This is a genomic window from Streptomyces sp. SirexAA-E, from assembly GCF_000177195.2.
In the GTDB taxonomy this organism is placed as follows: domain Bacteria; phylum Actinomycetota; class Actinomycetes; order Streptomycetales; family Streptomycetaceae; genus Streptomyces; species Streptomyces flavovirens.
In genome coordinates, this window is record NC_015953.1 from 3,566,993 (window position 1) to 3,591,121 (window position 24,129).

The 24,129-nt window shown below is 73.4% G+C and carries 20 protein-coding genes; 10 read left to right on the top strand and 10 right to left on the bottom strand.

Annotated elements, in window-relative coordinates; translation table 11 throughout:
- Positions 1-37 precede the first annotated feature (37 nt).
- The gene (locus SACTE_RS15865) at positions 38-4,909 is read left to right on the top strand and encodes a DNA repair ATPase (protein WP_014047049.1); all 4,872 of its coding nucleotides are present in this window, start codon (positions 38-40) and stop codon (positions 4,907-4,909) included.
- A 20-nt stretch (positions 4,910-4,929) separates the two neighbouring features.
- On the top strand, positions 4,930-6,927 hold the full coding sequence (locus SACTE_RS15870; protein WP_026358971.1) for an NAD(P)-binding protein: 1,998 nt from the start codon (positions 4,930-4,932) through the stop codon (positions 6,925-6,927).
- Between the two features lie 9 nt (positions 6,928-6,936).
- On the opposite strand, the gene trpS is transcribed toward SACTE_RS15870, so the two are convergent.
- Entirely contained in the window at positions 6,937-7,995 is a 1,059-nt protein-coding gene (trpS, locus tag SACTE_RS15875) for a tryptophan--tRNA ligase (protein ID WP_014047051.1), read from the bottom strand.
- A gap of 286 nt (positions 7,996-8,281) precedes the next feature.
- Positions 8,282-8,407 carry a DUF6126 family protein gene (locus SACTE_RS35075; protein ID WP_014047052.1) on the bottom strand — a complete coding sequence of 42 codons (126 nt, stop codon included), beginning with the start codon at positions 8,405-8,407 and terminating at the stop codon, positions 8,282-8,284.
- A 175-nt stretch (positions 8,408-8,582) separates the two neighbouring features.
- On the opposite strand from SACTE_RS35075, the gene SACTE_RS15880 reads away from it, so the two are divergent.
- From SACTE_RS15880 to SACTE_RS15890, 3 genes are all read left to right on the top strand, one after another.
- Positions 8,583-9,677 (top strand): LLM class flavin-dependent oxidoreductase, encoded by a 1,095-nt coding sequence (locus tag SACTE_RS15880; protein ID WP_014047053.1) that lies wholly within the window; start codon positions 8,583-8,585, stop codon positions 9,675-9,677.
- A 5-nt stretch (positions 9,678-9,682) separates the two neighbouring features.
- Entirely contained in the window at positions 9,683-10,342 is a 660-nt protein-coding gene (locus SACTE_RS15885; protein ID WP_014047054.1) for an FMN reductase, read from the top strand.
- A 152-nt stretch (positions 10,343-10,494) separates the two neighbouring features.
- Positions 10,495-10,917 (top strand): universal stress protein, encoded by a 423-nt coding sequence (locus tag SACTE_RS15890; RefSeq protein ID WP_014047055.1) that lies wholly within the window; start codon positions 10,495-10,497, stop codon positions 10,915-10,917.
- A gap of 73 nt (positions 10,918-10,990) precedes the next feature.
- On the opposite strand, the gene SACTE_RS15895 is transcribed toward SACTE_RS15890, so the two are convergent.
- Both SACTE_RS15895 and SACTE_RS15900 read right to left on the bottom strand, forming a co-directional pair.
- Entirely contained in the window at positions 10,991-12,130 is a 1,140-nt protein-coding gene (locus SACTE_RS15895) for a MerR family transcriptional regulator (RefSeq protein WP_014047056.1), read from the bottom strand.
- A gap of 184 nt (positions 12,131-12,314) precedes the next feature.
- Complete coding sequence (locus SACTE_RS15900; RefSeq protein ID WP_014047057.1) at positions 12,315-12,725, bottom strand: hypothetical protein; 411 nt, start codon at positions 12,723-12,725, stop codon at positions 12,315-12,317.
- Positions 12,726-12,850: 125 nt separating this feature from the next.
- On the opposite strand from SACTE_RS15900, the gene SACTE_RS15905 reads away from it, so the two are divergent.
- The 3 genes from SACTE_RS15905 to SACTE_RS15915 all read left to right on the top strand — a co-directional run bounded on the left by SACTE_RS15905 (position 12,851) and on the right by SACTE_RS15915 (position 15,094).
- Complete coding sequence (locus tag SACTE_RS15905; RefSeq protein WP_014047058.1) at positions 12,851-13,717, top strand: hypothetical protein; 867 nt, start codon at positions 12,851-12,853, stop codon at positions 13,715-13,717.
- A 117-nt stretch (positions 13,718-13,834) separates the two neighbouring features.
- Positions 13,835-14,776: an NADP-dependent oxidoreductase gene (locus tag SACTE_RS15910; RefSeq protein WP_014047059.1), complete on the top strand. Its 942-nt coding sequence runs from the start codon at positions 13,835-13,837 to the stop codon at positions 14,774-14,776.
- A 75-nt stretch (positions 14,777-14,851) separates the two neighbouring features.
- A complete protein-coding gene (locus SACTE_RS15915) occupies positions 14,852-15,094 on the top strand; it encodes a DUF2630 family protein (protein WP_014047060.1) in 243 nt (80 codons plus the stop codon).
- Between the two features lie 22 nt (positions 15,095-15,116).
- Here the strand turns inward: SACTE_RS15915 and SACTE_RS15920 are convergent, their stop codons facing one another.
- The 3 genes from SACTE_RS15920 to SACTE_RS15930 all read right to left on the bottom strand — a co-directional run bounded on the left by SACTE_RS15920 (position 15,117) and on the right by SACTE_RS15930 (position 17,880).
- Entirely contained in the window at positions 15,117-15,551 is a 435-nt protein-coding gene (locus tag SACTE_RS15920; RefSeq protein ID WP_014047061.1) for an RNA-binding S4 domain-containing protein, read from the bottom strand.
- 38 nt (positions 15,552-15,589) lie between these two features.
- Positions 15,590-15,733, bottom strand: a complete 144-nt coding sequence (locus SACTE_RS15925) for a hypothetical protein (RefSeq protein WP_019992520.1) — start codon at positions 15,731-15,733, stop codon at positions 15,590-15,592.
- 86 nt (positions 15,734-15,819) lie between these two features.
- On the bottom strand, positions 15,820-17,880 hold the full coding sequence (locus SACTE_RS15930; RefSeq protein ID WP_014047063.1) for a PhoX family phosphatase: 2,061 nt from the start codon (positions 17,878-17,880) through the stop codon (positions 15,820-15,822).
- Positions 17,881-18,174: 294 nt separating this feature from the next.
- On the opposite strand from SACTE_RS15930, the gene SACTE_RS15935 reads away from it, so the two are divergent.
- Entirely contained in the window at positions 18,175-19,542 is a 1,368-nt protein-coding gene (locus SACTE_RS15935; protein ID WP_014047064.1) for a VWA domain-containing protein, read from the top strand.
- Here SACTE_RS15935 and SACTE_RS15940 read toward each other — a convergent pair.
- On the bottom strand, positions 19,476-20,678 hold the full coding sequence (locus tag SACTE_RS15940) for a HAMP domain-containing sensor histidine kinase (RefSeq protein WP_202434473.1): 1,203 nt from the start codon (positions 20,676-20,678) through the stop codon (positions 19,476-19,478). The two genes, SACTE_RS15935 and SACTE_RS15940, sit on opposite strands and share 67 nt — an antisense overlap.
- A 62-nt stretch (positions 20,679-20,740) precedes the next feature.
- Entirely contained in the window at positions 20,741-21,394 is a 654-nt protein-coding gene (locus SACTE_RS15945; RefSeq protein WP_026358969.1) for a response regulator transcription factor, read from the bottom strand.
- 147 nt (positions 21,395-21,541) lie between these two features.
- Between SACTE_RS15945 and metG the strand changes: the two genes are divergently transcribed.
- Complete coding sequence (gene metG, locus SACTE_RS15950; protein ID WP_014047067.1) at positions 21,542-23,146, top strand: methionine--tRNA ligase; 1,605 nt, start codon at positions 21,542-21,544, stop codon at positions 23,144-23,146.
- Between the two features lie 64 nt (positions 23,147-23,210).
- Here metG and SACTE_RS15955 read toward each other — a convergent pair whose 3' ends face one another.
- Positions 23,211-23,981: a hypothetical protein gene (locus SACTE_RS15955; protein ID WP_014047068.1), complete on the bottom strand. Its 771-nt coding sequence runs from the start codon at positions 23,979-23,981 to the stop codon at positions 23,211-23,213.
- Positions 23,982-24,129: the final 148 nt, after the last annotated feature.

Here is a 24,129-nt window from a genome sequence, read left to right on the forward strand (position 1 = left end):
CAGTGCGCAGTTGAACCGCCCGTAGGGAGCCGTACGCATGGACCGTGACACCGACACCACACTCGCCGACGGCGGTGCCTACGAGGTGCTCCGGCGGCGGCTCGGGGCGCAGGCCGACGAGCTCGTCCGGCGGGCCGAGGCGCTCAACGCGCGGCGGACCGAGGAGTTCGGGTCGACCGGCCTGCGGCTGCTGGCCACCGAGCAGGTGCCCACCGGGCGCCCCTCGCTGGCCCGGGACCTGGTGGCGGTCGGCAACCGGTTGCTGTTCGGCTTCGAGCGGGGGCCCGGGGCGGGCGGGGAGGCCGGGGTCGGTGACGTCCTCGTCCTGCGGGAGGCCGGCCTGGAGGAGGTGGTGGGCGAAGGGCCCCTGGCCGACGAGGCGTTCGTCCGGGAGTTCGCGGGTCTGCACCGCTACTTCCGCGACGCCCGGCTGCTGCGGCTGCGCAGGGTCGGCGGCCGGCTGATCGCGGTGTTCCGCACCGGGGAGAGCGCCGAGGACGTCCGCGTCCTGCGCTGGGCGCTGGGGCCGGACGGGACGCCCGGGGAGTTCCTGGACGCGCGGGGCGAGAAGGACCACGTCTTCCCGCCGTCGCACGACTTCGACTGGATCCCGGCGGGCCGGGACGCCCACCGGACCGGCCGGCACCCGCACATCGCCGTGGCCGAGGGCGCGCTCTTCGTCGACACCCTGGGCGGCACGCTCACCGTCAAGACCGAGGACGACACCGAGACCCCCGACGGGATCTACGAGGAGCCCGTCGACGAGCCGCTCCAGTCCCTGGCGGACGCCGACGTCGAGTACGCGCGGGCCGGGCCGCTGGTCCTGCTGCGGGTGCGCCCGTACAAGGAGGAGGCCTGGCGCCACCTGGTCTTCAACACCCTGCTCGGCCGGGTCCAGCGGCTGGACGCCATCGGGCCGTCGTGCCACCGGCTCCCCGAGGACCAGGGGATCATCTTCCCCGGCGGCTACTACCTCACCACCGGCGCGGCCAAGACGTTCGACACCGCCGAGGAGCTCACCGACCCGGTCTTCGAGGGTGCGGTCCGCTCGCCCAACGGCGAGGACGTGCTGTACGTCTTCCGGTCCCGTGACGAGAGCCGCACCCTGCTCCTGCCGTACAACCTGATCCGCCAGGAGGTCGCCACCCCGCTGGTCGGCCGGGGGCACGCGCTTCTGGACGACGGCACCCTCGTCCTGCTGAAGGGCGGCGAGGACGGGCCCGCCCGTGTCCACCCGTTGCAGCGCTGGCAGACCCCGTACGTCTCCGACACCTATGCCGCCTCGCACCCCGCCGGGACGGGCCCGCTCGCCCGGACCGGCAACGCCGACCTGGTGCGCGGGATCTCCGACTGCCTCGCCCTGGCCCACGGCGTACGCGACATGACGCCGACCGCCGCCGTGTACGCCCGGCTCGTCGCCGACTGCGCCCGGGCCGGCGACCGCTACCACTGGCTCACCGATCCCGAGCTGGGCCTGCTCGCCGAGCCCCTGACCGAGATCGGGGCCACCGCCGGCCAGGTCCTCGCCGAGTTCGAGACGGTGCAGGAGCTGACGCGGCAGGCCGCCGAGGCCCTCGACGAGACGGCCGGCCGCCTCACCGCCCTGGTGCGCCGTATCCGGGGCGAGGCCCCGCGCTCGGCCGCCGCCTGGGTCGACCAGCTCACCGAACTGCGCCGCACCCACGGGCACCTGGCGACGCTCGCCGAGATGCGGTACGCGGACACCGGGCGGATCGCCGAGCTGTCCGCCGAGGCCGAGGACGACCTGGCGTCGGCCGCCCGGCGGGCCGTCTCCTTCCTCTCCCGCGACGACGCCTTCACCGGCTACCACGAGGAGCTCGCCTCCCTCACCGAGTCGGCCGAGGCGCTGACCGCCGTCGCCGACGCCTCGGAGGTCGGTGACCGGCTGACGGGCATCACCGAGGGGCTGGCCACCGTCACGGACGTGGTGACCGGACTCGACATCGGGGACGCCACCGTCCGTACGTCCATCCTGGAGCGCATCGCCGGGGTGCTGGGCGACGCCAACCGGGCCCGCGCCACCCTCGACGCCCGTCGCAGGGAGCTGCTGTCCCAGGAGGGCCGGGCGGAGTTCGCCGCCGAGTTCGCGCTGCTGGGGCAGGCCGTCACGGGGGCGCTGGCCGCCGCCGACTCCCCCGAGTCCTGCGACGAGCAGCTGGCGCGGCTGCTGCTCCAGCTGGAGAACCTGGAGTCCCGGTTCGCGGAGTCCGACGACTTCCTCGGCCGGCTGGCCGAGCGCAGGACCGAGGTCTACGAGGCGTTCTCGGCCCGGCGGCAGACGCTCCAGGACGCCCGCGCCCGGCGGGCCGAGCGGCTCGCGGACTCGGCCGCCCGGGTGCTGGAGACGGTCACCCGGCGCCTGGCCGCGCTGGAGGACCTGGACGCCGTCCACACCTACTTCGCGTCCGACCCGATGGTCGCCAAGGTCCGGCGCACCGCCGACGAGCTGCGCGAGCTGGGCGACCCGGTGCGCGCCGACGAGCTCGACGGGCGGCTGAAGGCGGCCCGGCAGGAGGCCGGCCGGGCGCTGCGGGACCGGGGCGAGCTGTACGCGGACGGCGGCACGGTCCTCAAGCTGGGCCGCCACCGGTTCGCGGTGAACACCCAGCCCTTCGACCTGACCCTCGTCCCGCACGGGGACCGGCTCGCCTTCGCGCTGACCGGCACCGACTACCGGGCCCCGGTCACCGACCCCGAGTTCGCGGCGACCCGCCCGTACTGGGACCGGCTGCTGCCCTCCGAGTCGGAGGACGTCTACCGCGCCGAGCACCTGGCCGCCCGGCTGCTGGACGAGCACGGCGCCGACGCGCTGGCGGGCGCCGAGGACCTGGCGGCCCTCGTCCGGGAGGCGGCCGCCGCCGCGTACGACGAGGGCCACCAGCGGGGCGTCCACGACGAGGACGCCACCGCGATCCTGACCGTCCTGCTGCGGCTGTACACCGGCGCGGGCCTGCTGCGCTTCCCGCCCGCCGTACGCGCGGCCGCCCAGCTGTTCTGGGCGCACGAGGCCGACGAGGCGCTGCGCACCTCCTGGACGCGCCGGGCGGTGTCGCTGGCGCGGGCCCGCGACACCTTCGGGCTCGCCCCGGCGATCGCCGTCCTCCAGGAGGAGTGGGCGGCCGTGATGGGGGCGGGGGACCAGGCCGCCGTGTACCTCTTCGAGGAGCTGACGAGCGGCCCCGCGGGGTTCGTCACGCGCACGTCCACCCGGACCTTCCTGGAGAAGTTCCGCCGGGCGACCGGCACGTCGGCGTACGACGACGACCTGGCCGCGCTCCACGACGACCTGCCGGCCCGGCGCCAGCTGGTGGAGGGCTGGATCGGCTCGTACGCCGCCGCGTCCGGCACCGAGGCGGACGCCGGGGACCTGGCGGAGGCCGCCGCCGTGGAGCTGTGCCCGGAGCTGGAGCGGTACGACCGCGACGCCCCGCTGACCGCGACGGTGGACGGGCTGCTCGGCGACCACCCCCGGATCGACCGGGGGACCCTGCCGGTCCGGCTGGACGAACTCCTCGCCCGTACCGCCGAGTTCCGAGCCGAGTCCGTGCCCGGGTTCCGCGCGTACCAGCGGCTGCGCACCGCGCTGGTCGACGCCGAGCGTGCCCGGCTGCGGCTGGACGACCACCGGCCCCGCGTGATGTCCGCCTTCGTCCGCAACCAGCTGCTGGACGAGGTGTACCTGCCGCTGATCGGCGACAGCCTCGCCAAGCAGCTCGGCACCGCCGACGCGGACCGCCGCACCGACTCGCAGGGCCTGCTGCTGCTCGTCTCCCCGCCCGGCTACGGCAAGACGACGCTCATGGAGTACGTGGCCGACCGGCTCGGCATGGTCCTCGTGAAGGTCAGCGGCCCCAACCTCGGACACGACGTGACCTCGCTGGACCCGGCGCAGGCACGCGGGGCGACCGCCCGGCGCGAGGTCGAGAAGATCAACTTCGCGCTGGAGTCGGGCAACAACACCCTGCTCTACCTGGACGACATCCAGCACACCTCGCCGGAGCTGCTCCAGAAGTTCATTCCGCTCTGCGACGCCACGCGCCGCGTCGAGGGGGTGCGGGACGGCGAGCCGCGCAGCTACGACCTGCGGGGGAAGCGGTTCGCGGTGGTCATGGCGGGCAACCCGTACACCGAGTCCGGGGACCGGTTCAGGATCCCGGACATGCTCGCCAACCGGGCCGACGTGTGGAACCTCGGCGAGGTGCTGAGCGGCCGGGAGGACGTCTTCGCGCTGAGCTTCGTGGAGAACGCGCTGACCGCCAACCCGGTCCTCGCCCCGCTCGCGGGCCGCTCCCGCGCCGATCTGGCGCTGCTCGTGCGCATGGCGTCCGGTTCCGGTCTCGCGGTGCGCGCCGACCAGCTGGAGCACGCCTACGCCCCGGCCGAGCTGGAGCGGATCGTGTCGGTCCTGCGCCATCTGCTCACCGCCAGGGAGACGGTCCTCGCGGTGAACGCGGCGTACATCGCGTCGGCGGCGCGGACCGACGCGACGCGCACCGAGCCGCCGTTCCAGCTACAGGGCTCGTACCGCAACATGAACAAGATCGCCGAGCGGATCGTGCCCGTGATGAACGAGGCCGAGCTGTCCGCCGTGGTCGACGACCACTACGCGGGCGAGGCCCAGACCCTCACCTCGGGCGCCGAGGCGAACCTGCTGAAGCTGGCCGCGCTGCGGGGCACGCTCACCGCGCGGCAGGCCGAGCGCTGGGCGGCGGTCACCGCCTCCTACGTCCGCACACAGGCGCTCGGCGGCCCGGAGGGCGATCCCGTCACCCGGGCGGTCGCGGCCCTCGGGCTGCTCGCGGACCGCCTCTCGGCGGTGGAGACGGCCATCGACCGGGCGGCGGACCCACGCCGCCTCCTGGCCGGTCCCGGGCCGACGCACGACTGACAGGAAGAGGGTCAGCAGGCATGCTGGGCTTCGTGTCCCCACTTCCTCATCAACCCCAACCACCCACCTCCGGCGGCCACATGGTGGTCTGCGGTGACGACGCGCTCGCCCGGCGGCTCGCCGTGGAGCTGCGCTACGTGTACGGCGAACGGGTCACGTTGCTGCTCCCACCGGGCCGCGACGCCGCTCGCCCCGAGCTGCCGCTCACCCAACGGGCCCGTGCCGCAGCCCTGTTCGGCCGGATGTCGGCCGCGATGAACCGCAACGGCACGACGGGCGGCGCCGGGGACGGCGACACCAACGCCGGGGTCGAGGCGGTGCGCATCATGGAGGCGCACGAGCCCTCCGACGACGTGCTGGAGGAGGCCGGCGTCGAACGGGCCGCCGCCCTGGCGCTGGTCTACGACGACGACGAGCTGAACATCCGGGCCGCCCTGACGGCCCGTCGGCTCAACCCGCGCCTGCGGCTGGTCATCCGGCTCTACAACCGCAAGCTCGGCCAGCACCTGGAGACCCTGCTCGACCAGGCGGCTGCGCTCGCGATGCCCGGCATGGACCCGGAGGTGCTGGACGCCTCCACGACGGTGCTGTCCGACGCCGACACCGCAGCCCCGGCGCTCGCCGCCACAGCGGTGACCGGCAGCAGCAAGGTCATCCAGGCCGAGGGCCTGCTCCTGCGGGCCGCCGAACGCACCCCGCCCCGGCAGGGCGAGCTCGCCGACCCGGGACTCTGCACCCTGGCCCTGCTCTCCTCCACCACCCACGACCCGGCCGGCTCCGAGGGCTCCGACAGCAGCGGCGACGACGGGCCCCAACTCCTGCCCGACCACGCGACGGTGGCCGCAGCCACCGGGCGGGGCACGGTGGTGCTGGAGGCCATCAGCCACGCCGGGCCGGACCGGGTCGCCGTGCGCATGGGCGGCCGGGGCGCGCCGCTGAGCCACATCTTCTCGCGCCGGCTGCGCTGGTCGGCGCTGGGTGTCGCGACCGCCGCCGTGGCCCTGGCCGTCGCCTCCGTCGTCACCACCGGCGACAGCCCCCTGCACGCCGCTTATCTCACGCTGCTCGACCTGCTCGCGATGGGCGATCCGGCCGAGGGCGAGCCGCCGTCCCGTCAGGTCATCCAGCTGCTGTCCGGGATGGCGGGGCTGCTGCTCCTGCCGCTGCTGGTCGCCGCCGTGCTGGAGGCGTTCGGTTCGCTGCGCAACGCGTCCTCGCTGCGCCGCCCGCCGCGCGGCCTGTCCGGGCACGTGGTGCTGCTCGGTCTCGGCAAGATCGGCACCCGGGTTTTGGTGCGGCTGCGGGAGCTGGAGATCCCCGTGGTGGTGGTCGAGGAGGACCCGGAGGCGCGGGGCATCCCGCTGGCCCGCAGCATGCACGTGCCGACGGTCATCGGCGACGTCACCCAGGAAGGCGTGCTGGAGGCGGCCAAGATCCGCCGGGCACACGCCCTGCTCGCCCTGACCAGCATCGACACCACCAACCTGGAAGCCACGCTGTACGCCCGCTCCGTCAAGCCGGACCTCCAGGTGGCCCTGCGGCTGTACGACGACGAGTTCGCCACCGCCGTCTTCCGCACCCTGCGCACCGCCCACCCGCAGGCTCTGACCCGGTCGCGTTCGGTCTCCCACCTGGCGGCACCCTCGTTCGCGGTGGCCATGATGGGGCGGCAGATCCTCGGCGCGGTGCCGGTCGAGCGCAAGGTGATGCTGTTCGCCGCGCTGGAGGTGGGCGCCTACCCCCAGCTCGTGGGCCGCACCGTCGAGCAGGCGTTCCGGGCGGGCGCCTGGCGGGTCCTGGCGCTGGACGCCACCCCGCCGGCCGACCGCCGCCCGGACCTGGCCGCCGTGCCGCCGTACGACCCCTCCGCCCCGGACGCGGCGGGCCGGTCCTCCGGGCTCGTCTGGAACCTGCACCCGGGTTATGTGCTGCGCGCGGAGGACCGGGTGGTCATCGCCGCGACCCGGCGCGGGCTGGCGGAGCTGCTGCGCCGGCAGCGGGCGACGACCGTCCGGTAGGGGCCGGGGTCAGCGGAACATGCCCATGGCCTCCCGCACCTCGTCCAGGGTCGCCTCGGCCACGGCGTTCGCGCGCTCGTTGCCGGCGCGCAGGATGTCCCGGACCTGTCCCATGTCCCGGGCGTACTCGGCCCGGCGGGCGCGGATCGGCGCCATCGTCGCGTTGACCGCCTCGGTCACCGTCCGCTTCAGCGCGGCCGCGCCGCCGTCCCCGATCTCCTCGGCGACGGCGTGCGGGTCCCGGTCGAGGCAGAGCGCGGCCAGCAGCACCAGGCTCGACACCCCCGGGCGCGTCTCGGGGTCGTAGGTGATGTGCCGGTCGGCGTCGGTGGTGGCGCCCTTGATCAGCCGGGCGGTCTCGTCCTCGCTCGCGCCCAGGGCCACGGAGTTGTGGCGGCTCTTGCTCATCTTCGTGCCGTCGGTGCCGAGCAGCAGGGGCGCGGCGGAGAGCAGCGCGTCGGGTTCCGGGAAGACCGCCCCGTACCGCTCGTTGAAGCGGCGGGCGACGGTGCGGGTGACCTCCAGATGCGGCAGCTGGTCCTGTCCGACGGGGACGAGGTTGCCCTTGCAGAAGAGGATGTCGGCGGCCTGGTGCACCGGGTAGGTGTACATGAGCCCGCTGACGGCGGCCTGCCGGGAGTGGGCGATCTCGTCCTTCACGGTGGGGTTGCGGCCCAGCTCGGCGACGGAGACCAGCGAGAGGAACGGCAGCAGCAGCTGGTTGAGGGCCGGTACGGCGCTGTGGTTGAAGACCGTCGTACGGGCGGGATCGATGCCGATCGCCAGGTAGTCCAGCAGGAGGCCCTCCACATGCTCGGAGAGCCGCTCGGCGATGTCCCGGTCGGTGAGGACCTGGTAGTCGGCGATGAGCACGAAGACGTCCACACCGAGGTCCTGGAGCCGCACCCGGTTGCGCAGGGTGCCGAAATAGTGGCCGAGGTGCAGGGCCCCGGTGGGCCGGTCCCCGCTGAGGACCCGGAATCCCGAGGGGTCCAGGGCGATGCGCTGCTCCAGCTCGGCGCTGCGGCGCACGGCGGGGCTCACGGGCTGGTCGGTGACGGCGGTCATGGGGCTCTCCTCGCGGGTGGTCGGTGCGTGGAGGACGGCCCGCCCGGGACCCCGGGCAACGCGAAAGGGCCGTCCATGGATGAACGGCCCTTGTTCCGTGCTGGTGAGGCGGCCGCTCCTAGGAGGAGCGCCACCAGTTACGGCACGGTACGGAGGTCATGAACCGAGTGTACCGACCACGGGTCCTGGCGGGGAGGGGTCGCGCGCGTGATCCCGCTCGCGTCGCGAGGGCACCGGCCGCGGGGTGATCCTGGAGGGAGAGCGCTTCGCCGGGGGCCTCCGCCGGCTACTTGTCGTGGCCGCCCACGTAGAACAGCAGCATGACGAAGCCGGCGAAGAGGTGCGTCGCGAAGACGTAGACGAAGACGCGCAGCATGACGCCGCGCTCCTTCCAGCGTTCGCTCTCGCTCATCCGGGGCTCCTCCTTCGTCCCGGCCGTCACGGCCGGCGGTCCGTCCAGCGTACGCAGACCCGCACCGCGGGCGTCCGGCGCGGCCGGGAATAGGGGCCGGGGGTGCCCCGTTGTAGGGTGTGTTCGATAGTTCAACGTTCAATTAAATGGTTCGGCACAGATGGAGGCGGGCGCCATGCAGTTCGGGATCTTCACCGTCGGGGACGTCACCACCGACCCCACGACCGGCAGGACACCGAGCGAGAACGAGCGGATCAAGGCGACCCTCGCGATCGCGCAGAAGGCCGAGGAAGTGGGCCTGGACGTCTTCGCGACCGGAGAGCACCACAACCCGCCCTTCGTCCCGTCCTCACCCACGACGACACTCGGCTACATCGCGGCCCGGACCGAGAACCTCATCCTCTCGACGTCCACCACGCTGATCACCACCAACGACCCGGTGAAGATCGCCGAGGACTACGCCACGCTCCAGCACCTCGCCGACGGCCGGGTCGACCTGATGATGGGCCGCGGCAACACCGGGCCGGTCTACCCGTGGTTCGGCAAGGACATCCGCCAGGGCATCCCGCTGGCGATCGAGAACTACGCGCTGCTGCACAAGCTGTGGCGGGAGGACGTCGTCGACTGGGAGGGCAAGTTCCGCACCCCGCTCCAGTCCTTCACCGCGACCCCGCGCCCGCTGGACGGCGTCCCGCCGTTCGTCTGGCACGGCTCGATCCGCTCCCCGGAGATCGCCGAACAGGCCGCGTACTACGGCGACGGCTTCTTCCACAACAACATCTTCTGGCCCATGGAGCACACGAAGAAGATGGTCGAGCTCTACCGGCGCCGTTACGCCCACTACGGCCACGGCACCGCGGAGCAGGCCGTCGTGGGCCTCGGCGGCCAGGTCTTCATGCGGAAGAACTCGCAGGACGCGGTCAAGGAGTTCCGCCCGTACTTCGACAACGCGCCGGTCTACGGACACGGGCCCTCGCTGGAGGACTTCACCCGCGAGACCCCGCTGACCGTCGGCTCCCCGCAGGAGGTCATCGAGCGCACCCTGACCTTCCGCGACGCCGTCGGCGACTACCAGCGCCAGCTCTTCCTGATGGACCACGCGGGACTGCCGCTCAAGACGGTCCTGGAGCAGCTCGACATCCTCGGCGAGGAGGTCGTGCCCGTGCTGCGCAAGGAGTTCGCCGCCCTGCGCCCGGCCGGTGTGCCGGACGCCCCCGTCCACCCCGCGGTCGCCGCGGCCCGCGCCGCCGCCGCCCCGAAGGAGGTCTGACCACCGTGTTCGCCACCGCACCGCTGAGGATCGTGGCCGTCTCGGCCGGACTGAGCAGCCCTTCGTCCACCCGGCTGCTGGCCGACCGGCTCGCCGAGGCCACCCGTGAGCGGCTGACCGCCGACCAGGACCGCGCCGTCGAGGTCCGCGTCGTCGAGCTCCGCGACCTGGCCGTCTCCGTCGCCAACCACCTGGTCACCGGCTTCCCGCCGGCCGACCTGCGGGAAGCGATCGACGCGGTGACGGGGGCGGACGGCCTGATCGCCGTGTCGCCCGTGTTCACCGCCTCCTACAGCGGCCTGTTCAAGTCCTTCTTCGATCTCCTCGACCCCACCGCCCTGACCGGCAAGCCCGTCCTGATCGGGGCGACCGGCGGCACCTCCCGCCACTCCCTGGTCCTGGACCACGCGATGCGCCCGCTCTTCTCCTACCTGCGGGCGGTCACCCTGCCGACCTCGGTGTACGCGGCGTCCGAGGACTGGGGGGCGCCCGGCGACGAGTACACCGAGGGCCTGCCCTCCCGCATCCGCCGCGCGGGTGGCGAGCTCGCCTCCGCCGTCACCGGACGCACCGTCTCCGGGGCCTCCCGGGCGGCCACGCCCGACGACGGCGAGGACGCGGTCGTGCCGTTCGAACAGCAGCTCGCCGCACTGCGGACGAGCTGACACCGCCGGGACCGAGCGGCCCTCGGAGGCACAGGGGAACAGGGCAACGCAAGGGGCCTACGGGCCCTTTGCGCCCGGTTTGGCGCGTGTTATTACGGATACACGCAACATGGGGCACGTGCCGTACGTGCTCCGAGGAGCTGGAGGCGGACATGGGCAGGATCGTCGTGGGTGTGGACGGCTCGGACCAGTCGATCAAGGCGCTGCGCTGGGCGGTACGCCAGGCGGAGCTGACCGGCGACACGGTCGAGGCGGTCAACAGCTGGGAGTATCCCGCGACCAGCTGGGCGTCGATGATGCCGGGCCTGCCGGAGGACTTCGACCCGCAGGCCGTGGCCACCGTGGCGCTCAACGAGGCGCTGGAGGAGGCACTCGGCGCCGAGGGCGCCGCGCGCGTGGAGAAGGTCGTCGTGATCGGCAACGCCGCCCTGACCCTGGTGGAGCGCTCCAAGGGCGCCGAGCTGCTGGTCGTCGGCGCACGTGGTTACAGCGGCTTCAAGGCGACCCTGCTCGGCTCGGTCAGCCTCCACGTCACCCAGCACGCCACCTGCCCCGTCACCGTCGTCCACGAGTGAGGGACCCCGCACCGACCCGGCGGGCCCCCACGCGCACCACGCGCGTGGGGGCCCGCCGTCGTCCGCCATGGCGTCACAGGGCCACGACGTCGGCCACCACACAGGACACGTTGTCGGGGCCCCCGGCGTCACCGGCCAGCGCGACCAGGTCGCGCACCGCCACGTCCGGGCCGTCCGCGGCGACGACCGCGCGGGTCAGGGCGGCCTCGTCCACGACCGCCGACAGACCGTCCGAACAGAGCAGGTAGCGGTCGCCGGGCAGTGTGTCGCGCAGCCGTACCTCCGGGCGGGGGCCGGGCTCCCCGCCGTCACCGGACAGCGCCCTGAGCAGCAGGGCCCGCTGAGGGTGCGAGGCCGCCTCCTCCTCGGTCAGCGAACCGTCGTCGATCATCGACTGCACCAGAGTGTCGTCGTGCGTGATCCGCAGCAGTCGCCCGTCCCGCACCACGTACGCCCGCGAGTCCCCGATGTGCACCAGCCCGAGCCGCGACCCGGTCCACACCAGCGCGGTCAGGGTGCTCCCGGACTCCGCCGGGGCCCCGCCGCCCGCCACCGCCTCCCGCACCGCCCGCGCGGCACCGTCGGCCGCGTCCCGGAGGGCGCCCAGCAGGTCGTCCGCGTCGACCGCCCCGCGCGCCGCCGGCTTCAGCGCGTCGACCGCCGCCGCGCTCGCCTCGGCACCGGCCGCGCCGAAGCCGTCGGCCACGGCGAGCAGCCGGGCCCCCGCGTAGGCCGTGTCCTGCTGGATCCCGCGTACCGCTCCCGGGTGCGCCAGGGCCGCGTACCGGATCCCGAGCGTGGCCGGTCCACGACCGTCCGTGTCGATGTCACCCATGCCGACGTTCTCCTTCGCTGACAGACGGTCGACGAGGAAGGCGGCGAGCTCCCGCCGGGCCGCGGTCTCGGCCTCCACCCGCGCCCAGTAGGCGCGGATCTCGGCGGCGGCCGCGGCGTCGTCCAGCGCGGTCACCTCCGCGATCCGGGCGAGCGGCATCCCGATGCGGCGCAGCCAGGCCACCAGCCGGGCCGTCCCGGCCTGCGCCCGGTCGTAGTAGCGGTAGCCGTTCACCGGGTCGACCAGGTCCGGCCGCAGCAGGCCCAGCTCGTCGTAGCGGCGCAGAGCCTTGGCCGAGAGCCGGGACAGCCGGGCGAACTCCCCGATCGTCACCAGCTCCGCGTCCCGGGCCGCCCGCGTCCGGCCTTCGCTGTCCACCGCACCCCTCCTCGTACCGGGCGGGTGGCCCGGCCCCGCCGATGCTGGGGCTTCCCCCGCCGGGAAGGTCAACCGCCGGCCGGGCCCCCGGCGCACGAAGGCCCGAGGACCGCCCCGGGGGACGGTCCTCAGGCAGACGGACACCCTACTCAGCCTCGTGGGCCGGGCTCCGTGCGCGCGGCCCTCACTCGGACCGCGTGTAGAAGAGGTAGTACGCGTAGGCGGTCACCCCCGCGCCGACGCCCAGTCCGAGCGCCGTGGAGGCCAGCACCGTGTGGTGGTGCAGGCTGAAGAGGTAACCGATCACGATCGCGGTCACCGCCCCGTAGGCCGCGGCCCGCACCTCGACCGGCAGCCTCCCCTGGATCCGCCCCAGCAGGAACGACAGCACGGCGAACGCCGCACCGCAGGCGACGCCGAGCCAGATCAGCCCGCCGGTGGTCTCGCCGCCGTCCCGCCGGATGAAGAACGCCCAGAACCCGACGATCACCCCCAGCACCAGCGGCAGCGCCCAGCCGATCGCGTGGTGCGGGTGCCGGGCCGGGGCCCGGGTACGCCTCGCTCCGTGCCGGGACAGTGTTGCGTGTGTGGTCATGGCGCCAGCTCCTTGACTCGCCCCCGTCCTCCGGTCTCTCCAGCGCACACCCGGCCGCGCCGCCCGGCAACTCGAATGGCGTACGGCCCGCAGCGCGCCGCCGCCGCAGACGATTGGCTGGGGCTGTGCGGACCTACTTCTCAGCGGCCCTGTCGGCGGTACTCCTCGTCCTGCTCGCCCTGCTGGTCCCGTTCAGCGCCCTCGCCGCCTGGGTCGACCTGGAGCTCGACGACTCCGACCGCTATCTCGCCGCCGTCTCCCCGCTGGCCTCGGACACCGGCGTCCGGGACACCGTCGCCACGCTCGTCACCGACGAGGCGATGAAGAACATCGACGTCGGCCCGCTCCAGGACACCGTCGAGGAGTTCCTGGACGACACCGCGCGGTCCTTCACCACGACCGAGGCGTTCCAGAAGGCCTGGGACAGCGCCAACCGCACCGCGCACCAGGCCGTGACCGCCGCCCTGCACGGCGACGACGGGCAGGCCGTCACCATCGACCTGGCGCCGGTGACCGAACGCGTCAAGCGGGAACTGGTCGACGACGGTGTGCCGTTCGCCGAGCTCATCCCCGTACGGCACACCACGATCACCCTGCTCTCCGCCGACCGCGCCGACGAGCTGCGGACCTCGTTCCGGTGGCTCCGGTACTGCAGTGTCTGGCCGGCCGTCGGGACGGCGGTCCTGCTCGTCCTCGTCGTCGGCCTCGCGTTCGTACGGCGCGGGGCGCGGGGCGGACTCGCGGCCACCGCCGTGGCGGGCGCCGGATTCGTGCTCGGCGCGCTCCTGCTGCGCGTCGCGGTCGCCGTCGGCCGGAGCAGGGTGCTGGACCAGGTGCCGGACAGCGACCGGGACGGGGCGGCGGCGGTGTACGACGCGCTCACCGCGTCGCTGCGCACGACCGTGTGGGCGGTGCTCGCGGCGGGCGTGGTGCTGGCGGTCTGCGGGACGGCCGGACGGATCGTCGCGACGCGGCGGACCACCGGACGGTAGGGGCCCGCACCGCACCGGGGCACACCGTCGTGGGCCACCCGGTTCCGACATGCGCGGCCCCGGGGGCCGGGCGACAGTGGGAGGCGTGGACAGGGGGCCGAACGAGAGGTCTGCCGTATGCGAGCCATCGCCGTCAGCGCGTTCCGTGTGGAACCCTCGCTGATGGAGGTACCGAAACCCGATCCCGCGCCCGGCGAGGTGCGGGTGAAGGTCGAGTACGCGGGCCTCAACCCGCTGGACTGGCAGACCGCCGACGGCTCCCTGGACGGGACGGTCCCGCACACCTTCCCGCTCCTCGTCGGAGCCGACTTCGCGGGCCGGGTCGACATGATCGGCGGCGGTGCCAACCGCTTCCGGGTCGGCGACCCGGTGTTCGGCCGGGTGACGGCACCACCGGTGGGGCGCTGCGGCGCGTACGGCGAGTACCTCTGCGTGGCCCAGGACTCGCCGATGGCCCTGGTCCCGGACGGCCTCCCGCTCCGGCTGGCCGCGGCCCTCCCGTGCGCCGGGACGGCCGCCGCGCAGATCCTGGGCGGCACGTCCGTCCGCAGCGGGCGGAGCCTGCTGGTCGTCGGCGCGGCGGGCGGGGTGGGGAGCTTCCTGACCCAGCTCGCGGCGGCCCGCTCGGTCGGGGTCGTCGCGGCGGTGCGGGGGGACGAGAAGAGGCGGATGGCCGCGCTCGGCGCCGCCGCCACCGTCGACACCACGACCGGCCCGGACGGGCTGGCGACGGCGGTGGCCGATCTGTATCCACAGGGCGTCGACGTCCTCGTCGATCTGGTCTCCACCGATCCGGCGGCCTTCGCCGCGCACACCGCGCTGGTCCGGGACGGCGGTGTCGCCGTCACCACCCGGGGCGTTCCGGGCCCGCCCGGCGTCGCCCTGGTGGACTTCCGCCTCGCCCCGACGGCGGAGCTGCTCGACGCCCTGGCCGAGGGAGCCGCGCGAGGGGGCTTCCAGGTGCCCATCGACCTCGAACTCCCCCTGGAGAAGGCCCCCCAGGCCTTGGCCCAGAACCGCGCGGGCGGTGCGCGCGGCAAGACCGTCCTCGTGATCTGAACCGACTTCGTCGACCGGCCGTCTTCGTCAACCGACCGTGTCCGGTCATCCCACCGGGTAAGGAGCGCCGACACCATGGGCGAGAAGGACATCATCGAGTACATCGACGGGCTGGTCGCGGAGGAGCGGGACCTGCGGGCCCGTTCCACGCTGGACGGCCTCGTGGACGAGGAGCGGGCCCGGCTGCGGGAGGTGGAGATCCGGCTCGACCAGTGCTGGGACCTGCTGCGGCAGCGCCGGGCGCTCACCGAGTTCGGCGACGATCCGTCGAAGGCGACGGTCCGCCCCGCCGACGAGGTGGAGGACTACCGCAGCTGAGAGCTCGGCCGCCGGGGCCCGGTCAGGAGCCGGCGTCCCGGTCCCGGCGGGAGGCGCGCCGGGCACCCTGGAGGCCCTGGAGGCGCTCGATCTCGCGGCGGTCGCGCTTGGTCGGGCGGCCGGCCCCGCGGTCGCGGACCGGCACCTGGACCGCCGCCTCGCGCGGCGGCGGGGGCGGACTGTTGTCGACGTAGCACTCGACGGCGACCGGCGGTCCGACGCGCTTCTTCACGATCCTGGAGACGACCACGATCCGGTCGCGGCCGGCGTGCCGGAGCCGCACCTCGTCGCCCGACCGCAGGGACTGCGCCGGCTTGGCCCGCTCGCCGTTGACCCGGACGTGCCCCGCCCGGCAGGCGGCGGCCGCCTGGGAGCGCGTCTTGGTCAGCCGCACCGACCAGATCCACACGTCGACCCGGGCGCTGCCCTCCGCCTGTGGCGCCTCACCGGAAACCATGGGGCCGACTCTAGTCCGGCAAGGCGCCCCCGCGGGGGTCAGGAGCCGAAACCCTTGATGACCGCGCCCGTCTCGTAGGCGGACGGCTCCCGCTCGCAGACGCCGCAGGCGCTCGGCGGGTGCTCGCCGAGCGACCACGGCTTCGCCGTGGCCCCGTCGGCCCCGCCGTGCGCGCGACCCACTCCGCCGAACCAAACCTTCGAACGACGTCCGTCAGGCCCGCACCGCACGGGCACAGGCCTGAGGGCATCGTCCGGTCCGGCGGGCCTCAGACCCCGATGTCCGCACCGTCCCTACGCCATACGGCCACGACCGAGGGCCGTACGATGCGGCCCGGGCCGTCCGGCCAGGTGCTGGCCGGCTTCTCCACGGACGCGCCGTCGATCTCGCCCGGGTGCTGGACCGCGACCAGCACCCTGCGGTCCTGGATCACCGGCCCGCAGGTCTCCGCCCCGGTCGGCACGGTCAGGAACTGCTTCAGCTCACCGCGCCGCTCGCCCGCGGTCGCCACACCGAACAGCCCGTCGTGCGAGCCGAGTTGGTTCCCGTCCGTGGAGATCCACAGGTTGCCGTGGTCGTCGAAGGCCACGTTGTCCGGGCAGGAGATCGGGCTGACCTTCTCCTTCGGGAAGCCGGAGAAGTACGTCGACGGGTCGTCGGGGTCGCCCGCGACGAGGAAGAGCCGCCAGGCGAAGCCGTCGCCCGCCGGGTCGTCCCAGTTCTCCGCGAGCTCCAGGATCTGGCCGTGCTTGTTGGCGTTGCGCGGGTTGGCCTCGTCCGCACCGGCCAGGCCCGCCTTGCCGCGGTCGGAGTTGTTGGTGAGGGCGATGTAGACCCGGCCGGTACGCGGCGACGGCTCGACGTCCTCGGGGCGGTCCATCTTGGTGGCGCCGACCTTGTCACCGGCCAGGCGCGTGAAGACGTACACCTCGTCGGCGGTCATCCCGGGTACGTGCGAGGTGTCCCCGGTGGCGAGCGGGATCCACACACCGCTGCCGTCGAACTCGCCGTCGGCGGGGAGCTTCCCGGTGCCGTCGATCTCCCCGGCGGGCGAGTCGCCGGTCAGCTTGGCGACGTACAGGGTGCCCTCGTCCAGCAGGGTCAGGTTGTGCGCGCGGGCAGCCCGGGAGGTGCCCTTCTTCATCTTCCTGCTGGAGACGAACTTGTAGAAGTAGTCGAACTTCTCGTCGTCGCCCATGTAGACGACCGGCCGGCCGTCGGCGGTCAGCCGGGGCTGGGCGGCCTCGTGCTTGAAGCGGCCCAGCGCGGTCCGCTTGCGGGGCGTGGAGTCCGGGTCGTACGGGTCGAGTTCGACGACCCAGCCGAAGCGGTGCGCCTCGTTGGGCTCCTTCGCCAGGTCGAAGCGCCGGTCGAACCGCTCCCACTTGCGCTCGGTCTCGCCCGTGCCGATGCCGTAGCGCTTGTCGGTGGCGCTGGAGCCGTGGGCGAAGTACTGGTTGAAGTTCTCCTCGCCGTGCAGCGTGGTGCCCCACGGGGTGGTGCCGCCCGCGCAGTTGTTCAGGGTGCCCAGGACCTTGCGGCCGGTGCGGTCGGCGGAGGTACGCAGCAGCGGGCTGCCCGCGGCCGGTCCGGTGACCTGGAAGACGCTGGTCGCGGTGAGCCGTCGGTTCAGCGGGTGACGGGTGACCGGGGAGAGCTTGCCGGTGCGGTTCTCCTCCTGGACGACGACCACGGAGAGTCCGTGCGCCGCCCAGGCGATCTCGACCTGCTCACGGGTCGGGTCGGCCGGATCGTAACCACGGAACATGAGGTTCTCGTCCGTGTACTCATGATTGGCGACCAGCACCTGGCGGCCCCGCTCGCCCTGGAGCGGCAGCAGGGACAGGAAGTCGTTGTTGTAACCGAACTGGCCCGCCTGCGCCTTGGCGGACTGCTTGTCCGGGTCGAAGGCCGGGGCCCCGCGCAGAATCGGTTCGCCCCAGCGGATCACCACGTTCTGGCCGTAGCCGTCGGGGACGGTGACCTTGTCGTGGGTGTTGGGCGCCACGGGCGCGAAGCGCAGACCGCGGGCGCCGGACGCGGTGGGCCTCGGCTTCTTCCCGGGGTGCCCGGCGAGCGGCGCGGCCTCGGCCTGCGGAGCGCCCGCCCCGGCGAGCGTCGCGGTCCCGGCGGCGGCCGCGACGGTCACCACCGCGGCGGCGCGCACCATCGACCGGCGGGAGAGGGCACCGGCGATGACGTCGCCGGCGTACTCGTTGTCGCTGGTGTTCGGTACCTCCTGGAAGCAGGCGTCCCCGCAGCGATAGCGGCAGGTCAGCGCCGAGCGCCCGCCGGGGTGCGAGCCGATGAGCGGCAGCATGTTCCGCACGATGTCCGTCCCTCCGTCTGTGTGTCGTGCGTGACGCTAGGGGCGCGTCCACGCCGTACGAGGGACTGCCGGTGAACGGAGGGTGAAGCCCCGGACACCGCTGGGCTTCCGCACCTGTCGCGGCGTCAACACCACGGCACCGGATACCCGGTCGGAGGCCTGTGGGCGCGGGGACGGCCCGCGCCCACCGAACGGCCGGATCCGGCCGCTAACCTTACGTATCCGCCCTGGCCTGGGATCAATTCCCGCAGTACGGACATTTATCGCACCCAACTCATGCGAAAGGCCTCGCCCATGGGCATTCGGAGCTTGCTGCGCAAGGTGTTCGGCCGCACGGAGCAGGACGAGCCGACCACGGCCACCGTTCCGCCGCAGGCCGAGCGCACCCCGCCCGCGGAGCCGGAGCCGGAGACCACGCCTTCGGCCTCCTCGGACGCTTCGGCCGCTGCGGACGCTTCGGCCTCCTCGGACGCTTCGGCGACCGAGCCCGCGAAGGCCTCGGTACCGGCCCCGGCCTCGCCCGTGGACCGGTCCACCACCGCCGACCGGACGGACGGAGCGGCCTCGGATCTGGTGGCCGCCGCGTTCGACAAGCCGTCCGCGCCCGCCGCGCCGACGGTCCCGGCCCAGGGCACGAGCCCCGACGCCAAGCCGTCCGAGGCGACGCCCTCCAAGGCCGCCGTGTCCACGTCCGAGCCGGTCACGATCGACGTGGGCCCGGAGCCGGAGTCCGTAACGGCGGCCGAACCGAAGCCGGAGGCAGAGCCGGAGACGGAGCCGAAGCCGGAGACGGGCGCCGAGGTCGTCGAGGTCATCGAGATCGTGGCGGCCGAGGCCGCGCCCGCCGCCCCGGTGGTCGAGGACACCCCGACCGCCGCCCCTGAGACCGTCACCGAGGCCGCAACCGAGGCGCCCGCCCCGGAGGCCGCGGCCCCGGCCACCCCGGTGGCCGCGAAGCCCGCCGCCACCGGCAGGCCCGCCGTTCCGCTCGCCCGGGTCAAGGCCGCCGCGCCCGGACTCGTCGCCCCTTACAAGGCGGCGCAGGCCAAGCTCAAGGCGCAGGGGCTCACCGGACTGCGGGCGACCGTCTACCTGGTGCTCGACCGGTCCGGGTCCATGCGGCCGTTCTACAAGGACGGCAGCGCCCAGCACCTGGGCGACCGCGCCCTGGCGCTGGCCGCGCACCTGGACACGGACGCCACCGTGCCCGTGGTCTTCTTCTCGACCGACGTCGACGGCACCGGCACCGTCGGCCTGACCTCCCACGAGGGCAGGATCGACGAGCTGCACGCGGGACTCGGCCGACTGGGCCGGACCCACTACCACCGGGCCGTCGAGGAGGTCGTCGCGCACTACGAGGCGTCCGGGTCCTCGGACCCGGCGCTCGTGATCTTCCAGACGGACGGCGCCCCGGACGCCAGGGTCGCTGCCAAGCAGGCGCTCGTGGACGCGGCGCGGCTGCCGCTGTACTTCCAGTTCGTCGCGTTCGGCGACGAGGACTCGAAGGCCTTCGACTTCCTGCGCAGGCTGGACGCCCCGAACGCCGGGTTCTTCCACGCCGGGCCCGCTCCCCGCGAGGTGCCCGACGCGACGTTCTACCGCGAGGTGCTCGCCGGACTCCCGGCCTGGACCGCCGCCCGCGGGCTCCGCGCCGAGGACTGACGCCCCGCCGGCAGCCGTACGGTCACGGCGAGCCCGCCCCCCGGGCCGGGCCGCGCCGTGGCCGTACCGCCGTGGGCCACCGCGATGGACCGGACGATCGACAGCCCCAGACCGGACCCCTGGCCCATCCGGTCCCGCCCCTCCCCCCGCCGGAACGGCTGGAAGAACCCCGCGATGTCCCCGTCGGCGACCTGGGGGCCGGTGTTGCGGACGACCAGCTCCGCGCCCGCCGACAGCGAGACGTCCACGGTCCCGCCGGGCACGTTGTACCGGACGGCGTTGGACAGCAGATTCGCCACCAGCTGCGCCAGCAGCTGCCGGTTCCCCCGCACGACGCAGGGCTCGACGAGGACCGCGATCTCCGGGCCGGGAACCGCACCCGCTCGCCCCGCCGCCGACCCGGGCCGTGCGGCCTCCTCGGCCACCACCTGCGCCAGGTCGACGTCCTCGCGCTCGCCGTGTGCCAGCCCCCTCTCGCTGCGCGCCAGCACCAGCAGCCCCTCGATGAGCCGTTCGCTGCGCCGGTTGTTGTCCAGCAGGGTCTGCCGGGTGCGTACGAGGTCCTCCGGGGACGGGTCGTCGAGCCCGATCTGGATCGCGGCCCGCTGGGTGGCCAGCGGGGTGCGCAGTTCGTGCGAGGCGTTGGCGATGAACCTCCGCTGGCTGTCGAACGCCTTCTCCAGCCGCGCCAGCAGCGCGTCCAGCGTCTCGCCCAGCTCCTTCAGCTCGTCGTCCGGCCCGCCCGCCGCGATCCGTTCGTGCAGGGTGTGCTCGGACAGCTTGCGGGCCTTCGCCGTCATGGCGTGGACCGGCCGCAGCACCCGCCCCGCCGTCCACCAGCCCACGGCGACCGCGCACCCCGTCATGACGAGCAGCGCGGCGACCGACCAGTACAGCAGCTCACGGCTGGCCGCGTCGCTGACGTCGTCGGTGACGTCGTAGACCGTGGGCGGCCCGAGCCGGCCGCGGTGGTGCAGCGGGCCGTTCACCGCGAAGCCCGGCTGGGCGACCGCCGCCGAGGTGGCGATGGCGCGGGCCTGCGAGTCCGTCCCGGCACGGGAGGCCAGATTGACCGTGGCGAGCAGCGCCGTGCCGAGGACCAGGAACACCCCGCCGTACACGAGGGCGATCCGCATCCGGATCGTGGAGTGCCGCCCCTGCCACGCCTCCGCCCGCCGCGAGGACTTCGGCCACCGGGTCACAGGGCGTACCCCACGCCCTGCACGGTGCGGATGAGCGCCGGCTCCCCCAGCTTGGCGCGCAGCTTGCTCATGCAGACGCGGACGGCGCCGGTGAAGGGGTCGGCGTTGGCGTCCCAGGCGCGCTCCAGCAGTTCCTCCGCGCTGACGGCGGCGCCGTCGGCCTCCAGCAGCAGTTGCAGCACCGTGAACTCCTTCGGTGACAGGTCCAGGTCGCGCCCGTCCCGGGTGGCGGCCCGGCGCACACTGTCCAGCCGGATGCCGTGCCGCTCCAGCTGGGGCGGCACGGGTCGGGCGCTGCGGCGGCGCAGCGCCCGCACCCGGGAGACCAGCTCGGGGAACTCGAAGGGTTTGGTCACGTAGTCGTCGGCGCCCAGATCGAGCCCCTCCACCCGGTCCTCCATGGTCCCGGACGCGGTCAGCATCAGGATCTTGGTCCGGGATCCGGTGGCCACCAGCCGCCGTGCCACGTCGTCCCCGTGGACCCGGGGAAGATCGCGGTCCAGGACGACCACGTCGTAGTCGTGGAGCCCCAGGTAGGCGAGTGCCGCGTCCCCGCTGTAGACGGTGTCGACGGCGAAGCCCGCCCGCCGCAGTCCGGTGGCGACGAGCTCCGCCAGGATCTCCTCGTCCTCGGCGACCAGTACCCGCATGGTGTTGTCCCCTGCCTCGTGCACGCGTGCCCACTCCTCCCAGGATGCGTCTTTGGTACGGGAAAGGATGTTTCGCAAAGCTCTCCGCGTCCGGAGCCGCGGTTATCGAGGTGAGTGGATCTCCCACGGACCGTTAGGATTTCGACCATGGCGGCCACTGGATCCGAGAAGCAGGGGGCGAAGGCGTACTACGTCTCGACCCCCATCTACTACGTCAACGACGCTCCTCACCTGGGCCACGCCTACACGACCGTCGCAGGCGACGTGCTCACCCGCTGGCACCGCCAGCGCGGCGAGAAGGTGTGGTACCTCACCGGCACGGACGAGCACGGTCAGAAGATCATGCGCACGGCCGAGGCGAACGACGTCACGCCCCAGGCCTGGTGCGACAAGCTCGTCGAGGAGGCGTGGAAGCCCCTCTGGGAGCACCTGAACATCGCGAACGACGACTTCATCCGGACGACGGAGAAGCGGCACACCGACCGTGTGCAGGAGTTCGTGCAGGACCTGTACGACAAGGACCAGATCTACAAGGGCGGGTACGAAGGCCCGTACTGCGTGGGCTGCGAGGAGTACAAGCTCCCCGGCGACCTCATCGAGGCCGAGGACGGCACCAAGCTGTGCCCGATCCACAAGAAGCCGGTGGAGATCCTCAAGGAGGAGAACTACTTCTTCAAGCTGAGCGAGTACGGCCCGAAGCTCCTGGAGTTCTACGAGGCCAACCCGGGCTTCATCCAGCCCGAGTCGGCGCGCAACGAGATCGTGAACTTCGTCAAGCAGGGCCTGCAGGACCTGTCGATCTCGCGTTCCACGTTCGACTGGGGTGTCCCGGTGCCGTGGGACCCCAAGCACGTCATCTACGTGTGGATCGACGCGCTGCTCAACTACGCGACGGCGGTCGGCTACGGCGCCAACCAGGAGAAGTTCGACTCCACCTTCCCCGCCGACGTGCACCTGATCGGCAAGGACATCCTGCGCTTCCACTCGGTCATCTGGCCGGCGATGCTGATGGCGCAGGGACTCCCGCTGCCCGGCAAGGTCGTCGCCAACGGCTGGCTGATGGTCGGCGGCGAGAAGATGTCGAAGTCGAACCTGACCGGCATCAAGCCGCAGGACCTGACCTCGCACTTCGGTGTGGACGCCTACCGCTGGTACTTCCTGCGGGCCATCGCCTACGGCAGCGACGGCTCGTTCTCCTGGGAGGACTTCAGCGCCCGGTACACCTCCGAGCTCGCCAACGACTACGGCAACCTGGCCTCCCGCCTCGCGGCCATGGTCGGCAAGTACTTCGGCGGCGCGCTGCCGGAGGCCACGGCCGCCGGTGAGGCGGAGCAGGCGGTCCGGGAAGGTCTCGCGCGGGCCGTCGCCACGGCCGACGAGAAGATCGGCGAGGAGCTGGACTTCCAGGGCGGCATCCTGGCGATCTTCGACTTCGTGAAGCAGGTCAACGGCTACATCACGGAGCAGGAGCCCTGGAAGGTCGCCAAGGACGAGTCGTCCGAGGGCCAGGCCCGGCTCGCGACGATCCTGTACACGGCGGCCGAGGCGCTGCGCGGGGTCGCGGTCCTGCTCAACGCCGTGATGCCGGAGACCTCGCAGAAGCTGTGGGAGTCCCTCGGCGCGGAGGCGTCCCTCGGCGCCCTGGCCGATCAGCCGGTGCAGGACGCGGGCACCTGGGGCCGGCTGCCCGCCGGTGCGACGGTGACCAAGGGAGCGGTGCTCTTCCCGCGCCTGGAGGAGAAGCCGGCGTAACCGCCGCCACGCACGACGAGGGCCCGGGACCGGTATCGGTCCCGGGCCCTCGCGCGTGCGGGGATCACCTGCGCAGGGACGTGGCGTCCCCCATCACGATCACCGGGTGTCGCGCCGGGTCCAGCGTGCGCAGGAGTTCCCTCATCCGGTCCTCGGGGAGCGAGACGCACCCCTGCGTGGGTCCGCCGTGGTCCACGTGGAGCCAGATGCCGCCGCCCCGCTCCGCTCCGAGCGGCCGGGTGCGGTCCAGCGGGCTGACCCCCGAGACCCGGTTGTAGTTGATGGCGACGACGTAGTCGAAGGAGCCGTCGAGCGGCTCCCCGAGGAACCCCTCGCCGCTCACGGCGAAGCGCGGTTCCTCGTCGTACGGGAGCAGCGCGCCCGGGTCCGGGAGGCGGCCGCCCGCGTCGGTGAGGCCGAACACTCCCACGGGTGACCGGAGGTCGTCCGCGAGATGGTGCTCGGTCCAGCCCTTCATGCCGTTGTGGGCGGCCCATGGGCCGGCCGTGGGTCTCCATCCGGTGGCGGGGTCGTCGCGGGTGTAGAGCACGACCACCGAGCGGTTGGAGTCGACGCCGTCACCGGTCACCACGACAGCCTGACGGGCCTCGGCCGGGATCTGCGCCCGGGTCTGCGGCCCCAGCGCCGGGATCTCCGCGGGTGGTGGGGCGGGCGCCGTCCGAGGGGAGGCGGAGGAGGACGTGGCGGGCCCGGCGGAGGACTCGGGCCCCGCCGCGCCACGCGGCGAGGAGTTCTCCGCGGCACCGGCGGAGCAGCCGGCGACCAGCAGCAACAGGGCGACGAACAGGACGTACGGACGGCGTAGGACGGACACGGTGCGGGGCTCCTCGTGGGCGGGTGGACGCGGTCTTCCGGTGGCAGTCTTTGCCGGGCCCGGCAACGCCGAACCGGATCCGGGGCCATCCGGCTGTACCGCTCCGCGTACCCCCTTCCGAGGGGTTCCGCACCGCTTGCGGCCCGCA